This is a genomic window from Nonomuraea sp. B208, assembly GCF_057536035.1.
The window spans coordinates 182490-197715 of sequence record NZ_BAAJOU010000034.1 but is presented as its reverse complement, the minus strand read 5'-3'; the positions used below and the strand labels follow the sequence as shown (position 1 = coordinate 197715).

The following is a 15226-nucleotide window of genomic DNA, read 5'->3' as shown; positions in this document are numbered from 1 at the left end:
GGTGTTACGGGTGGTCAGGCGGCGTCACGGGACAGGCTCAGCGACACCAGCGACAGCCAGGTCCAGACCGCGACGATGCCGGCGACGAACATGAGGTTGGTCCAGGCGGCGCCGGCCCCGCTCGCGATGCCGACGAACGAGCCGAGGAACAGTGTGCCGGTGACGCGGGAGTACAGAGCCCAGCCGCCGTGGCCCTGGCGGGCCTGCCGGGAGGCGATGACGTAGCAGGCCGCCGCCATGCACAGGAACCCGACGCCGCCGACGGCCATGTGCAGGGTCCCGGACAGGGTGACGACGCCCGGACCCTCCGGGGTCCCCGCGGGGAAGCCCATCGCGGGGTCGGCGGGGAAGATCGCGGCGCCGATCATGCTGGCGCCGAACACGCCGACCAGGGCCGGCGCCCACCGGGCTCCCCGTCCGGGCGTCAGGGCGCGGCGCAGGCCGGCCGCCGCGGCGATGGTGGCGAGGGCGGTGACGACGAAGTTGACGGTCTGGATCCAGCCGAGCTCTCCGTTGGCCAGGAAGCTCCACGGGTGGCGGGTCAGGTCGAAGCCCTCACGGGTGAGCGCCTGGGCCAGGGCGACCGTCACGTAGAAGGGGCCGGCGACGACGCCGCAGCCGAGGAGCAGGCGCTGGGTGGAGATCGGGCGGGTGTGGGCGAGCTGCAGAGTCATGGTCGTCAACCTCCTGTCGCGGGACCGGCGCATCCGGACCGTCTGCCTACGCTGCGAACGGGGCGGGCCGATTTCGACACCCGCCCCCAAGATCTTTCAAGATCTTTTCGGGACGCGGCACCCCGGCCCGGCGGCGAGGTTCGCGACCGCCGCCGGACGGGGGGCGGCCCCGCCCCCTGAGCGACCGCGCGGCCCCCTCCCGCCCGCGATCGTCCTGAAATTCTCCGGGCATTCACTGGGCGACACAAATAGGTGGCGGGATTCTTCAAGCGTGCACAAACAAATGGCCCGGTCATGTCCGGCGGCTCCCTTTCCGGCCGATGCTCGGGTTTATCGCCACGAGCCAGCGGACAGCCCTCATCCATGCCATGGGGAAAAATACGCAAACGGCCGTCGCTGCCATGATGTCCGAGCATTCGAAGAAGGCGTACCGGCACTGCGAGCAGATCATGCGCAGTCAGGCCCGCAACTTCTCGTACGGTCTGCGGCTGCTCCCCGTCCCCAAGCGGCGTGCGCTGAGTGCCGTCTACGCGCTCGCCCGCAGGATCGACGACATCGCCGACGGCGACGGCCCGGCCGGGCAGCGGCTGGCCGGGCTGTCGGCGGTCCGCGAGACGCTGGGCGCGCCCCTCCCCGAGGCGCACGACCTCGTGCTGGTGGCGGTGTTCGAGGCCGCGCGCCGTTATCCGATCCCGCTCGGCGCGTTCGCCGACCTGGTGGACGGCTGCGTCGCCGACGTGCGCGGGAGGACGTACACGGAGTTCGAGGACCTGGTCGGCTACTGCCGGTGCGTCGCCGGCTCGATCGGGCGGCTCTCGCTGGGCGTGTTCGGCTCGGACGACGCCGAGGCGGCCACGCCGCTCGCCGACGCGCTCGGCGTGGCCCTGCAAATCACCAACATCCTGCGCGACCTGCGCGAGGACCGCATGGCCGGGCGGATCTACCTGCCCGCGGAGGACCTCAAGCGGTTCGGCTGCACCCTGGACGTCGACGCGTCCGGCCGGTTCGTCGACCCGCCGGAGCGCCTGGCCGAGCTGGTCAGGTTCGAGGCTGACCGGGCGCGCGACTGGTTCACCGTCGGGATGGGCCTGCTGCCGCTGCTGGACGCGCGCAGCGCCGCCTGCACGGCCACCATGGCCGGCATCTACCGGTGCCTGCTCGACCGCATCTCGGCCGATCCCCATCGCGCGGTGGCCGCCAGGCTCTCCCTGACGACGAAGGAGAAGTCCGTGGTCGCGCTGCGCGCCCTCGCCCGTGCCGGGCGCGGGAGTGCCCGGCCGGCCGATCGCGCCGGGTTCCGTTGATCACAGCCGCGCTGCTGGCGGTGCTCGCGGCGCTGTGCAACGCCGTCGCGTCGGTCCTGCAGCGCCGCGCGGCGCTGACGGTGCCGCAGGGGCCGGCAGCGCAGGCGGGCCTGATCCTGACGCTGGTGCGGAAACCGGTGTGGCTGTGGGGCATCACGGCGCTGATCGGCGGCTTCCTGTTCCAGGCCGCCGCGCTGTCGCGCGGAGCCGTCGCCCTGGTCCAGCCGGTCATGGTGGTCGAGCTGCCGTTCACCATGGTCATCCTGTCGATGGTGTTCGGCATCGTCCTGGATCGGCGCACCTGGCTGGCGATCGGCGCGCTGTCGGCCGGGCTCGCGATCTTCCTCATCGCGGCGGCTCCCGACGTGGGGCGGTGGCTGCCCGACGCGATCGGCTGGATCGTCGCCACCGCCGTGACCGCCGCCGTCGTGGCCGCGCTGGTCGCGGTGGGGGTCCTGGCGAAGGGGGCGCTGCGGCCCGCGGCGCTGGGCGTCGCCGCGGGCATCGGCTTCGCCTTCACCGCGACGCTCATCAAGAGGTGCACGGCCATCGCCGAGGAGGACCTGAGCGCGCTGCCGCGGTCCTGGCAGCTGTACGCGATGGTGCTGGCCGGCCTGTGCAGCCTGCTCCTCCTGCAGCACGCCCTGCACAGCGGTCCCCTGGTGATCGCGCAACCCGCGCTGACCATCAGCGACCCCATCGCCGGCATCCTCTACGGCGGGCTGCTGTTCGGGGAGCCCATCCGCTCCGGCTCATGGATCGTGTTCGAGGCGATCGGCATCGGGAGCATGGCCTACGGCGTCATCCAGCTGGCCCGCTCGCCGATCGTCCAGGCCCAGAACACTCCCCTTCGGTGAGGAGACGAGACCCGCCTCGGCCGGCATCGCGGCGAACAGGGCGGAGGCGCGGTCCGCCTGGCGCCCACGCGCCCGCGCGTCGTCGAGGCGGTCCAGCGCCTCCAGCAGCGCGGCCGCGTCGCCGGTGCACGCGCTCACCCCGGCCGCGGCCATCGCCCGCGCGCCGTCGCGCCCGTGGCCGCTGATCGGCCGGTGGACGACGACCGGCAGCCCGGCGGCGAACGCCTCCTCGCAGGTCAGGCCGGAACCGTTGTCGACCAGGGCGTACGCGGCCGCCATCAGCTCGGGGACGTCGTCGCGCCAGCCGAGCGCGGGCCCCAGTCCGGCCAGGCGCAGGCGGCGGCGCAGCGCCGCGTTGTCCCCACAGAGCACGAGCGGCGTGTACCGCCCCGACCGGGCCAGAGCCCGCGTGGTCGCGACGATCTCCCCGGCCCCCCATGACCCTCCCGACACCAGGACGAGCCGGGCGCCGGGGTCCGCGCCCACGCCGCGGGCCACCCGTACGGGATCGGCCACCGCCTGCCCGAACACCGGACGGACGACCGGCGCGCAGCGCAACGCCGGCCGACGGGTGCATGCGGCTATATATCCAATGATGTCGGGGTTCGGGCACAGGTACCGGTCGTTGCCCTGGTGCAACCACAACCGGTGCACCGCGAAGTCCGTGACCAGCACCGTGCTCGGGCACGGCAGCCCGCCGCGCTCGCGCAGCCGCCCGGTGATCTGCGCGGCCAGGTGGAACGTCGAGACGACCTCGTCGGGCCGCCAGTCCTGGACGAGCCGGCGCAGGCGGCCGGCCGCGAGCACCGTGAGCGGAGACGTCCCCGGCGCCCGTTTGCCCACGAAGAAGACCTGGTAGATGAGCTCGTAGAGCCAGGGGGCGCGCAGGATCATCCAGCGGTACCCATGACGCAGTGCCGGTCCCAGCCGGAGCGGGAAGAGCAGGAGGACATCGATGATCCGCGCGTCGGCATCCTCGGCCGCGAGCCGCGCGGCCAGCTCGGCGGCGACCCCGTCGTGGCCACTGCCCATCGACGCGGTGAGGATGAGCACCCGCCGCCTCCCCGCTCCCCCGGGCGGACGAGCGGCACGACGATGAGCCGGTTCGCCCTGCCGCTCGGGCTGGCCTGCCTGTCCCTGCTGCACGCGGCCCCGGCCGCCACCTGGCTGCCGTCGGTCCGTCGCCGGATGCCCGCGCTCGCCGGCGCCGGTGACCCCGGCCACGTGGCGCTCACCTTCGACGACGGCCCCCATCCCGGCTCCACCCCGCGTTTCCTGGACGAGCTGGGACGCCTCGGCGCCCACGCGACCTTCTTCGTCCTCGGCGAGCTGCTCGAACGCCATCCGGGGCTGGGCCGCCGCATCGTGGCCGAGGGCCACGAGCTGGCCGTGCACGGCTGGCGGCACGGCAACGCCCTGATCGCCCCGCCCGGCCGGCTGACGGCCGAGATCGGCCGCGCCGCCGCCCTGGTGCGGGAGGTCTGCGGGGTCCGCGCGGCCTGGTACCGCCCGCCCTACGGGGCGCTCAGCCTGGAGGCGCTGGTCTCCGCCCGCGCGCTGGGGCTGCGTCCCGTGCTGTGGACCGACTGGGGCCGGGACTGGGAGGCGACCGCCACGGCGCGCTCGGTCCTCGCCACCGTGACGGCCGGGCTGCGCGGCGGGGCGACCGTCCTGCTGCATGACTCCGACCACGCCTCCGTTCCTGGTTCCTGGCGATCGGCGCTCGACGCCCTCCCCGGGCTCGTGGAGCGCTGCCGGCTCATGGGCCTGCGGGTGGGGCCGCTGCGCGACCACGGCGTGGCGGCGAGCCGCCGTTAAATGCCGGTGCAGCGGGTTTCCATAATGGCGAGTCCCCTTTCCCCGCGCATTCAAACGCCAATTTACCGGCGGCGCCGAAAAGTAAATGCCGAGCCAATGGAACGGAAACGAATCACCTTCAGGTTTGCGCTGCCCGGCGACGGATAATTTCCCTGTCGTGCTGTCAAGGAAGGGCTATTCACAGGAGCTCGCGAAAAAGGCCCGCCGGGAGAACTTCCCGGTGGCCTCGCGGCTGCTGCCGCGCCGGCACCGCGACCACCTCATGGCCGTGTACGGCTTCGCGCGCTCCGTGGACGACGTCGGCGACGAGGAGCCTCCCGGTGACCGGCTGCGCCTGCTGGACGAGTTCGAGGCCGACCTGGCGCGGCTCTACGACGGGGAGACCCCGCGGCTGCGGCCGGTCCGCGCGCTGGCCCGCACCGTCCGGGAGTGCGCGATCCCGGCCGAGCCGTTCCACCGCCTCATCGAGGCCAACCGGCGTGATCAGTCGGTCACCCGCTACGAGACGTTCGACGACCTGCTCGGCTACTGCGCGCTCTCGGCGAACCCGGTCGGCCGGCTCGTGCTGCACGTGTTCGGGGAGGTGAGCGAGGCCCGGCTGGCCCTGTCGGACCGCGTCTGCTCGGCCTTGCAGATCATCGAGCACTGCCAGGACGTGGGCGAGGACTACCGGCACGGACGCGTCTACCTGCCGGAGAAGGACCTGCGGCGGGCCGGCTGCCCGGAGGGCCATCTCGCGGCGACGGCCACCTCGCCGCCGCTCCGCGCGGCGGTGGCCGTGCAGGCCGCGCGGGCCGCGAAGCTGCTGGGCGAGGGGGAGGCGATCGTCGCCACGCTGGCCGGCTTCGCCCGTACGGCGGTGGCCGGTTATGTCGCGGGGGGTCACGCGACCCTGGCCGCGCTGGCCGCCGCCCGCTACGACGTCCTGGGCCGTGCCGTGCGCCCGCGCCGCCTGCGCCTGCTCGCGGCGTGGGCGCGGGTCCTCATGACCACGAGATCGTCCGATCCGGCGCTCCAACGCCTTCCTTCGGCATGAGGGGGCCGCGATGAGTCCCCGGCCGGGCTCCGAGCCGGTGGCGGTGATCGGCGGCGGCCTGGCCGGCATCTCGGCGGCCGTCGCGCTCACCGAGGCCGGGCACCGCGTGACGCTGTACGAGGCCCGCCCGAGGCTGGGCGGCGCGGCCTGCTCCTTCCAGCGCGACGGGCTGACGGTGGACAACGGCCAGCACGTCTTCCTCCGCTGCTGCACGGCCTACCGCGGGCTGCTCGACCGGATCGGCGGCACCGCGCTGGTGGATCTGCAGAGCCGGTTCGACGTGCGGGTGCTGAGCGCGGCGGGCCGGTCGGGGCGGCTGCGCCGGGCCGCGCTGCCCGGACCGTTGCACTTCGTCCCCGCGCTCGCGGGCTACCGCCTGCTCGGTCCCGGCGACCGGGTCCGCGCCCTGCGCGGCTCCATCGCGCTCAGCAGACTCGATCCGGCCGATCCCGTCCTCGACGAGGTGACGTTCGGGAGCTGGCTCGCCGCGCACGGCCAGCGCGCACCCGCACGGCAGGCGCTGTGGGACCTGCTCGCGGTGGCGGCGCTGAACACCGGGGTCGAGGAGGCCGCGCTCGGCCCGGCCGTGAAGGTGTTCAAGACCGCGCTGCTCGGCCGGCCGGACGCCGCGGACCTGGGCATCCCCCTGGTCCCCCTGGGCGAGCTGCACGACACCGCCGCCAGGGCGGCCATCGTCCGGCGCGGCGGCGACGTACGGGTGGGGGCGAAGGTCAGCGCGATCGAGCCGGGACCGGCCGTCGTCGTGGACGGCGTCAGGATCAGGGCGTCGGCGGTCATCGTGGCCACCCGCCACGAGCAGGCCGCGAAGCTGGTGCCCCTGGACGCGGCGCCCGGCAGGGACACGTGGACCGCCCTCGACGCGAGCCCGATCATCAACGTGCACGCCGTCTACGACCGCCCGGTCATGCCGGCGCCGTTCGTCGCGGTCACGGACTCGCCGGTGCAGTGGGTGTTCGACAAGACCCGCGTCGCGGGCCTGCGCCGGGGCCAGTACCTCGCGGTGTCCGTGTCGGTCGCGGACACCTGGATCGACCGGCCGACCGCCGACCTGCGCGAGGTGTTCGTCCCCGCGCTGCGCTCGGTCCTGCCCGCCGCGCGCCGGGCCCGGCTGACCGACTTCTTCGTCACCAGAGAACGGCGCGCGACCTTCCGCCAGGCGCCCGGCAGCGGGGCGCTCCGCCCACGCAGCACCACCCACTGGCCCGGCCTCTACCTCGCCGGCGCCTGGACCGACACCGGCTGGCCCGACACCATGGAAGGGGCCGTACGCAGTGGACTGCACGCGGCCGGCCTGGTCAGGCGGCACCTGCGACGTCAGGAGACGACGCCATGACCCTGACCCTGCCGGCCGCCGAGGCCGCCCGCGAGCTGGTGGAGCCGGTGCTGCGCGAGGCCGTCGGCCGTCTCGACCCGCTCTCCGCGCGCGTCGCCCGCTATCACTTCGGCTGGGCGGACGGCGGCGAAGCGGGCGGCGGCAAGGCGCTGCGGCCGACGCTCGCGGTGCTGTCCGGCCAGGCCGCCGGGGCGGACGTCGAGCGCTGCCTGCCCGCCGCCGCGGCGGTGGAGCTCGTGCACGCGTTCTCGCTCCTGCACGACGACGTCATGGACGACGACCCCGTACGCCGGCACCGACCGGCCGCCTGGACCGTCTTCGGCCGCCCCCACGCCCTCCTCTGCGGCAACGCCCTGCTCGCCCTGGCCGGGGAGCTGCTGCTGGAACAGGGCTCTGCGGCGGCGGCCCGCGCGCTCAACGACGCCGTGCTCGCGCTCGTCGCGGGCCAGGCCCTCGATCTGGAGTTCCAGGACCGGGACGACGTGACGAGGGAGGAGTGCCTGCTGATGTCGCGGTGCAAGACCGCCTCGCTCCTCGCCTGCGCCTGCTCGATCGGCGTCACGGCGGCCGGCGGCCCCGCGCCTCTGGCCGGCGCCCTGGCCGCGTTCGGGGCCGAGGCGGGCCTGGCCTTCCAGCTGGCCGACGACCTGCTCGGCATCTGGGGCAGCACCGAGGCGACGGGCAAGCCGGTGCTCGCCGATCTGCGTACCCGTAAGAAGAGCCTGCCCGTGGTCGCCGCGCTCACCGGCGGGACGGCGGCCGGTCGGCGGCTCGCCGGACTGCTGGCCAGGCCCGAGCCGCTCGCCGAGGCCGACCTGCACGAGGCCGCCCGCCTGGTCGAGGAGGCGGGCGGCCGGGCGTGGGCCGAGGCGGAGGCAGGGCGGCGGCTCGACGCGGCGGTCCGGTGCCTCGACGAGGCCGACCTGCCCCCGGACGTACGAGCTGAATTCCTGCACCTCGCCCGATTCATCGCATCCAGGGACCACTGACATGACGACTCTTGAGACCCGGAACGTGCTCACCGGAGCCGAGCACGCCCTCCAGAGCGCCTGCGACCACCTGCTGGGCCTGCGGTCCCCGGAGGGCTGGTGGAAGGGCGAGCTGCAGACCAACGTGACCATGGACGCCGAGGACCTGCTGCTGCGGCAGTTCCTCGGCATCCGCACCGAGCGGGACACGGCGGAGGCCGGCCGGTGGATCCGCTCGCAGCAGCGCGCCGACGGCACCTGGGCCAACTTCCACGAAGGCCCCGCCGACCTGTCCACTACCGTCGAGGCGTACGCCGCGCTGCGGCTCGCCGGCGACCCGCCCGACGCGGCGCACATGCGCGCCGCCCGCGGCCCGATCCTGGACATGGGCGGCATCGAGGCGAGCCGGGTGTTCACCCGGATCTGGCTGGCGCTGTTCGGGGAGTGGCCGTGGCAGCGGCTGCCGGTCATGCCGCCCGAGCTGATGTTCCTTCCGCCGTGGTTCCCGCTGAACATCTACGACTGGGCCTGCTGGGCCAGGCAGACGATCGTGCCGCTGACCGTCGTGACCGCGTGCCGGCCGGTGCGCCGGCTCCCGTTCGACCTGGCCGAGCTGCGCACCGGACGGGAGCCGCGCCGGGCCGCGGACGGAGGCTGGGAGAGAGCCTTCGGCGTCCTCGACAGGGCGCTGCACCGCTACGAGCGGCGCCCTTCGCCGATCCTGCGGCGGGCCGCGCTGAGGCGCGCCATCAACTGGATCGCCGCGCGTCAGGAGGCCGACGGCTCCTGGGGCGGCATCCAGCCCCCGTGGGTCTACTCGGTGATCGCGCTCCACCTCGCCGGCTACCGGCTCGACCATCCGGTGCTGACCAAAGCCATCAAGGGACTCGACCGGTTCACCATCAGGGACGAGAACGGACGCCGGTTGGAGGCGTGCCAGTCCCCCGTCTGGGACACCGCGCTCGCGGTCAACGCCCTGCTCGACGCCGGCACCCCCGCCGACCACCCGGCCCTCACCGGAGCCGCCGCCTGGCTGCTGCGCGAGGAGATCACCACGACGGGCGACTGGGCCGTGCGCAGGCCCCGACTGGCGCCGGGCGGATGGGCGTTCGAGTTCGACAACGACGGCTATCCCGACATCGACGACACCGCCGAGGTGATCCTGGCGCTGCGCAGGCTGGACGTCCCCGGCGTGCGGCCGGCGATCGAGCGCGGGGTCCGGTGGATGGCCGGCATGGCGAGCTCCGACGGCGGCTTCGCGGCGTTCGACGCCGACAACGACCGCGTGCTCTGCACCAAGCTGCCCTTCTGCGACTTCGGCGCGGTGATCGACCCGCCGTCCGCCGACGTCACCGCGCACGTCGTCGAAGCCCTGGCCAAGGAGCGGCCCCACTCCCCCGAGCTGCGCAGGGGCGTGGTCTGGCTGCTCAGGGCGCAGGAGCGGGACGGCTCGTGGTTCGGCCGCTGGGGCGCCAACCACGTCTACGGCACCGGGGCCGTGGTGCCGGCCCTCGTCGCCGCCGGGGTCGACCCGGGACATTCCTCCGTACGGAACGCCGTGGCCTGGCTCGAACGGCACCAGAACGACGACGGCGGCTGGGGCGAGGACCTGCGCTCCTACCGCGACCCCGCCTGGATCGGCCGCGGCGCCTCGACGGCGTCGCAGACCGCCTGGGCGCTGCTGGCCCTGCTGGCCGCCGGCGAACGCTCACCGGCGGTGGAGAACGGCGTGCGCTGGCTCGTCGAGCACCAGCGGCCGGACGGCACCTGGGACGAGCCCTACTTCACGGGCACCGGCTTCCCCGGCGACTTCTACATCAACTACCACCTCTACCGGCTCGTCTTCCCGATCAGCGCACTCGGGCGCTACCTGCGCCGCGACACGCCGCCGGACGTCCGATGACCGGCCTGCTGATCTGCGCCGCGCTCGGCATCGAGGCCCACGCGATCAGGCGCGGCCTGCCGGCCCACCTCACGGACGTCAGGGTGGTCACCACCGGGATCGGGCCGCGCCGGGCCGCCCGCGCGGCCGGGCACCTGCACGGACAGGGGGCGGTCGCCGTCGTGGGCTTCGGCGGCGCCGTCGCCGCCGGCCTCCGGCCGGGCGACGTCCTGGTGGCCGACGAGATCCGGTTCAGGGGACGGACCCATCCCTGTCCTTGGGCCGCCCTGCTCATGGAGGAGCTGGTCCGCGCCGGCCTGCCCGCCAGGACCGGGCCGCTGCTCACCGTCGACCACCTCGTCAGGGGGGCCGAACGCCGCCGCCTCGCCGGTCAGGGGGTGCGGGCCGTGGACATGGAGAGCGGGCCGCTGGCCCGCGCCGCCGCCGACCGGCCGCTCGCCGCCGTACGGGTCATCGTCGACACGCCGCGGGCGCCGCTGCTGCGCCCGGCGACGCTGGCCCGTGGCCTCGCCGCGCGGCGCACGCTCGCCGCCCTCGGTCCCGTCCTGATGCAGTGGGCGGCGGCCGTCGCCCCCGAACCCGTGTCCGTCCCGCTAACCAAGGAACCGCTGCCATGACGATCCCGCTTCGGCAAAGCCTGCGCATCGGCGGCTACATCCTCGGCCAGCGGCTCCGGGGACGGACCAAGTTCCCGCTGCTGGTCGAGCTGGAGCCGTTGTTCGCGTGCAACCTCAAATGCGCCGGGTGCGGCAAGATCCAGCACCCCGCCGACGTGCTCAAACGGCGCATGCCGGTGGACCAGGCCGTCGCGGCCATCGAGGAGTGCGGCGCGCCCATGGTCTCGATCGCCGGCGGGGAGCCGCTCATGCACCCGCAGATCGGCGAGCTGGTCCGCCGCCTCGTCGGCATGAAGAAGTACGTCTTCCTGTGCACGAACGCCCTGCTGATCCCGAAGAAGATCGACGAGTTCGAGCCTTCCCGTTACTTCGCCTGGACCGTGCACATCGACGGCGTCCGCGAACGCCACGACGCGGCGGTGTGCAAGGAGGGCGTCTTCGACGAGGCGGTCGCCGCCGTGCGCGAATGCCAGCGGCGCGGCTTCCGGGTGACGACGAACACGACGTTCTTCTCCTCCGACAGCCCGCAGACCGTCATCGAGGTGCTCGACTACCTCAACGACGAGCTCGCCGTGGACCAGATGATGATCTCGCCCGCGTACGCGTACGAGAAGGCGCCCGTACAGGATCGGTTCATGGGCGTGCGGGAGACGCGCGAGCTGTTCCGCGAGGCGTTCAAGGGCGGGAGGCGGAGCCGCTGGCGGTTCAACCACTCGCCGCTGTTCCTGGACTTCCTTGAGGGCCTGACGGAGCTGCCGTGCACAGCCTGGGCGATCCCGTCGTACTCGCTGTTCGGCTGGCAGCGGCCCTGCTACCTGATGGCCGACGGGTACGCCCAGACCTACCGCGAGCTGATCGAGGACACCGACTGGTCGGCCTACGGCCGGGGCCGCGACCCGCGGTGCGACAACTGCATGGCGCACTGCGGCTACGAGCCCACCGCCGTCCTCGCCACGCTCGGCTCGCTGAAGGAGTCGCTCAGGGCCATCAGGAGCGGCTGAGCGAGAGGTCAGCCGAAGCGCCGCGCGAGCAGCCGGAACGGCCCGGGCGCCGCGCCGCGCAACCTGGCCGGCAGCCTGAGCCAGCCCGGCACGAACGACTCGGGCCGGCCGTGCAGGATCGCCGCCACGACGGCCCGCGCCACCCGCTCGGGCGGGATCGGCGCCGGCCAGCCGCGCGTGTAAGGTGAGCCGCGCCGGACGAAGAAGGGCGTGTTCACCACCCCCGGCAGCAGGACGGACACGCCGACCCCCGGCGCGTGGCGCAGCTCGTGGCGCAGGCCCTCGGCGAAGACCACCAGCCCCGCCTTCGTGGCCGAGTAGACCGCCTCCCGCGCCACGCCCACCGCTCCCGCGATGGAGGCCACGAACACGACGTGCCCGCGCCCCGCCGCCAGCATCCCGGGGAGCAGCAGCCGCGTGAGCGCGATCGGCGCGGCGAGGTTGACGGCGAGCAGCCGTTCGGCGCTGCCGGCCGGCATCTCCACGAACGACCCGGCCCACCCCACCCCGGCGTTGTTCACCAGGACGTCCACGTGACCGGCCCGCGTGACGAGCTCGTCGGCCTGGGTGGCGACGTCGCAGACCACCATGGCCCCGCCCGTCGCCGCGGCGACGGCCGCGAGGCGTTCGCGGTCGCGGCCCGCGAGCGTCAGCCGGGCGCCGGTGCCCGCCAGCGCGTGCGCGGTGGCCGCGCCGATCCCCGAGGAGGCCCCCGTGATCAGCACGTGGGCGTCCGCGAGCCTCATCGCGTCGGCCCGCAGGTGAGCCGGGTGCTCGCCTGGGCGAGGAGTTCGGCCAGGTGGAGCGGGCGGTCCGCGGCTTTGGTGTGTTCGAGCTGGGTGCGGCAGCTGAAGCCGTCGGCCAGGACGAGCGTGCCCGGCTCGCTCTCGCGTACGGCGGGCAGCAGCTCGTGCTCGGCGCAGGCGAGCGAGGTGTTCAGGTGCCCGGCGGTGAAGCCGAAGTCGCCGGCCAGGCCGCAGCAGCCGCCCACGGTCCTGAGCTTGACCCCAGCCTGCTGGAGCAGGCGCTGATCGGCCTCGTAGCCGAGCACGGCGTGCTGGTGGCAGTGCGGCTGGGCGACGGCGGCGCGGTCGATGCGCGGCGGCCGCCAGCCGTCGGTGCCGGTGAGCAGCTCGGCGAGGGTCTTCGTCTGCTCGGCCAGCCGGGTGACGTCCTGGTCGCCGGGCAGCAGGTTGGCCGCGTCGTCGCGGAAGACGGCGGTGCAGGACGGCTCCAGCCCGACGATCGGGATGCCGCGCCTGAGCAGGGGCGCGAGCGTGTCCAGGGTCCGCCGCAGCACGCGACGGGCGACACCGAGCTGCCCGGTGGAGATCCAGGTCAGCCCGCAGCACAGGGTGCGCGGCGGCACGATGACCCGGTAGCCGGCGGATTCGAGCACGGCGACGGCCGAGGCCCCGATGCGCGGGGCCAGGTTGTCGGTGAAGGTGTCCGGCCACAGCAGCACCTCGCCGAGGTCGCCGCTGCCACGCGGCCCCCGGCGGCGGTAGGCGTCGCTGAAGCGGATCCCCGCGAAGGACGGCAGCGGCCGGGCCGGCTCCAGCCCGCCCAGCCGCTTGACCAGCCGGCCCAGGCCGGGCGCGTGGGTCACGGCGTTGACCAGGCCGGGCGCGAACGAGGCCAGCCGCGCCCACACCGGCAGCCAGCCCATGCTGTAGTGGGCGGCGGGCCGGAGCCGGCCCGCGTAGTGGTGGGCGAGGAACTCGGCCTTGTACGTGGCCATGTCCACCTCCACCGGGCAGTCGCGCTTGCAGCCCTTGCAGGCCAGGCACAGGTCGAGGGCGTCGTGGACGGCCGTGGAGCGCCAGCCGTCGGTCACGGTGGAGTCGCGGTGGCCGTTCAGCATCTCGAACAGCAGCCGGGCGCGGCCCCGGGTCGAGTGCTCCTCCTCGCCGGTGGCCCGGTAGGAGGGGCACATGACGCCGCCCTGGTGGCTGCGGCACTGGCCGACGCCGACGCAGCGCATCACGGCCCGCTGGAAGCTGCCCTGGTCGTCGGGGTAGCCGAACTCGGTCTCCGGCTCGGCGGGCGTCCAGGCGCTGCCCAGCCGCAGGTCCGTGGTGATCCCGTAGGGCGAGACGATCTTGCCGGGGTTCATCCGGTCGTCGGGGTCGAACACCGCCTTGACCTGCTGGAAGGCGGTGACTACGGCGTCGCCGAACATCCTGGGCAGCAGCTCGGCCCGCGCCTGGCCGTCGCCGTGCTCGCCCGACAGCGAGCCGCCGTAGGAGACGGCCAGGTCCGCGGCCCGGTCGAGGAAGGCGCGGAAGGCCGCCACGCCGTCGGCGGTGAGCAGGTCGAACGGGATGCGGGTGTGCACGCACGCCTGGCCGAAGTGGCCGTACAGCGCGGCGTCGCCGTAGCCGAACTCCTCCAGCAGGCGGCGCAGGTCGCGCAGGTAGTCGCCGAGTCGTTCCGGCGGGACGGCCGAGTCCTCCCAGCCGGGCCAGGTGTCGGCCATGCCCGGCCCGCGCGCGGTGGCGCCGAGCCCCGCCTCGCGCAGATCCCAGAGCTCCGTCTCGGACTCGGGGTCGTCGAAGAACGCCACGTCGGGGCCGTTCCCGTCGCGGCCGATGTCCTCCAGGAGCGCGTGGGCCCGCCGGTCGGCGTCCTCCTGGTCGTCACCGGTGAACGACGCCATCAGCCAGGCGCCGCCCTCCGGCAGCCGGGCCACCGCCTTGCCGTGCATGTGCTTGCGCGTCTCGTAGCCGATGAGCTTGTCGTCGATGCCCTCAAGCTGGAGCGGCCGATGGGCGGCGATCGGCAGCACGGCGTCGCCGGCCGCCGCGATGTCGTGGTAGCCGAGCACGACCAGGCTCCGCGCGGCCGGTACGGGCACCAGCGCCAGCTCGGCGCGGAGCACGGTGACCAGCGTGCCCTCCGAGCCGACCAGAGCCCGCGCCACGTCGAACGGCCCGCCGGGCAGCAGCTGGTCGAGGTTGTAGCCGGAGACCCGGCGCGGGATGTCGGGGTAGCGGCGGCGGATCTCGTCGGCGTGCTCGTTCATGATCTCGCGCAGCCCGCGCAGGATCTCGGCCGGGCGGCCGCCCTCGGCGGTGATCCTGGCGTACTCCTCGTCGCTCGTGGGGCCCACCCACATGCGGGTGCCGTCGTAGGTGAGGATCTCCAGCCGGACGACGTTGTCGGCGGTCTTGCCGTAGAGCTGGGCGGTGGACCCGCACGAGTTGTTGCCGATCATGCCGCCGAGCGTGCAGTGGGAGTGCGTGGACGGGCGCGGGCCGAACATCAGGCCGGTCGGCTTGAGCCGCCGGTTGAGGTCGTCCAGCACGATGCCGGGCTCCACCACGCAGGTACGCGCCCGCTCGTCCACGGAGACCAGACGGTGGCAGAACTTCGACCAGTCGATGATGACGGCGGTGTTGCAGGTCTGGCCGGCCAGGCTGGTCCCGCCGCCGCGCGAGGTGATCGGCGCCCCGTGCTCGCGGCAGATCGCCACCGCGACCACCGCGGCGTCCACCGTGCGCGGCACGACGACGCCGAGCGGCACCTGGCGGTAGTTGGAGGCGTCGGTGGAGTAGGCGCCCCGGCTGCCGGGGTCGAAGCGGACCTCGCCGTCGACCTCGGCGGCGAGGTCCCGCTCCAGGTCACGCACCCGCACGTAGGGCTGCGCGGTCCGGAGGGCGGGAGCGGGAAGCGTGGCAGGACGGGTCATCAC

13 protein-coding genes are annotated in these 15226 nt (G+C 74.1%); 9 read left to right on the top strand and 4 right to left on the bottom strand.

The window, feature by feature from the left end; genetic code table 11:
• Positions 1-14: 14 nt before the first annotated feature.
• Complete coding sequence (locus tag AC27IY_RS48155) at positions 15-674, bottom strand: DUF998 domain-containing protein (protein WP_487182014.1); 660 nt, start codon at positions 672-674, stop codon at positions 15-17.
• Between the two features lie 401 nt (positions 675-1075).
• Between AC27IY_RS48155 and AC27IY_RS48150 the strand changes: the two genes are divergently transcribed.
• Together AC27IY_RS48150 and AC27IY_RS48145 are read left to right on the top strand one after the other, a co-directional pair.
• The gene (locus AC27IY_RS48150) at positions 1076-1978 is read left to right on the top strand and encodes a phytoene/squalene synthase family protein (RefSeq protein WP_487182013.1); all 903 of its coding nucleotides are present in this window, start codon (positions 1076-1078) and stop codon (positions 1976-1978) included.
• Positions 1975-2835, top strand: coding sequence for a DMT family transporter (locus tag AC27IY_RS48145; RefSeq protein ID WP_487182012.1), 861 nt, complete (start codon positions 1975-1977; stop codon positions 2833-2835). The genes AC27IY_RS48150 and AC27IY_RS48145 overlap by 4 nt, the downstream gene beginning before the upstream one ends.
• On the opposite strand, the gene AC27IY_RS48140 is transcribed toward AC27IY_RS48145, so the two are convergent.
• Complete coding sequence (locus AC27IY_RS48140; protein WP_487182011.1) at positions 2731-3888, bottom strand: MGDG synthase family glycosyltransferase; 1158 nt, start codon at positions 3886-3888, stop codon at positions 2731-2733. The two genes, AC27IY_RS48145 and AC27IY_RS48140, sit on opposite strands and share 105 nt — an antisense overlap.
• 42 nt (positions 3889-3930) lie before the next feature.
• Here AC27IY_RS48140 and AC27IY_RS48135 point away from each other — a divergent pair, with 42 nt between their 5' ends.
• The 7 genes from AC27IY_RS48135 to hpnH all read left to right on the top strand — a co-directional run bounded on the left by AC27IY_RS48135 (position 3931) and on the right by hpnH (position 11532).
• Positions 3931-4653, top strand: coding sequence for a polysaccharide deacetylase family protein (locus AC27IY_RS48135; RefSeq protein WP_487182010.1), 723 nt, complete (start codon positions 3931-3933; stop codon positions 4651-4653).
• Between the two features lie 157 nt (positions 4654-4810).
• Positions 4811-5689 carry a squalene synthase HpnC gene (hpnC, locus tag AC27IY_RS48130; RefSeq protein ID WP_487182009.1) on the top strand — a complete coding sequence of 293 codons (879 nt, stop codon included), beginning with the start codon at positions 4811-4813 and terminating at the stop codon, positions 5687-5689.
• A gap of 10 nt (positions 5690-5699) precedes the next feature.
• On the top strand, positions 5700-7043 hold the full coding sequence (gene hpnE, locus AC27IY_RS48125; protein WP_449947428.1) for a hydroxysqualene dehydroxylase HpnE: 1344 nt from the start codon (positions 5700-5702) through the stop codon (positions 7041-7043).
• Positions 7040-8032 (top strand): polyprenyl synthetase family protein, encoded by a 993-nt coding sequence (locus AC27IY_RS48120; protein WP_449947431.1) that lies wholly within the window; start codon positions 7040-7042, stop codon positions 8030-8032. The genes hpnE and AC27IY_RS48120 overlap by 4 nt, the downstream gene beginning before the upstream one ends.
• 1 nt (position 8033) lies before the next feature.
• The gene (gene shc, locus AC27IY_RS48115) at positions 8034-9914 is read left to right on the top strand and encodes a squalene--hopene cyclase (RefSeq protein WP_487182008.1); all 1881 of its coding nucleotides are present in this window, start codon (positions 8034-8036) and stop codon (positions 9912-9914) included.
• Positions 9911-10531 (top strand): phosphorylase family protein, encoded by a 621-nt coding sequence (locus AC27IY_RS48110; protein ID WP_487182007.1) that lies wholly within the window; start codon positions 9911-9913, stop codon positions 10529-10531. Before shc ends, AC27IY_RS48110 begins: the two co-directional genes overlap by 4 nt.
• Complete coding sequence (gene hpnH / locus AC27IY_RS48105) at positions 10528-11532, top strand: adenosyl-hopene transferase HpnH (RefSeq protein WP_364456948.1); 1005 nt, start codon at positions 10528-10530, stop codon at positions 11530-11532. The genes AC27IY_RS48110 and hpnH overlap by 4 nt, the downstream gene beginning before the upstream one ends.
• Before the next feature lie 8 nt (positions 11533-11540).
• Here hpnH and AC27IY_RS48100 read toward each other — a convergent pair whose 3' ends face one another.
• Positions 11541-12278, bottom strand: coding sequence for an SDR family NAD(P)-dependent oxidoreductase (locus AC27IY_RS48100; RefSeq protein ID WP_487182006.1), 738 nt, complete (start codon positions 12276-12278; stop codon positions 11541-11543).
• A complete protein-coding gene (locus AC27IY_RS48095) occupies positions 12275-15223 on the bottom strand; it encodes an FAD-binding and (Fe-S)-binding domain-containing protein (RefSeq protein WP_487182005.1) in 2949 nt (982 codons plus the stop codon). The genes AC27IY_RS48100 and AC27IY_RS48095 overlap by 4 nt, the downstream gene beginning before the upstream one ends.
• Positions 15224-15226: the final 3 nt, after the last annotated feature.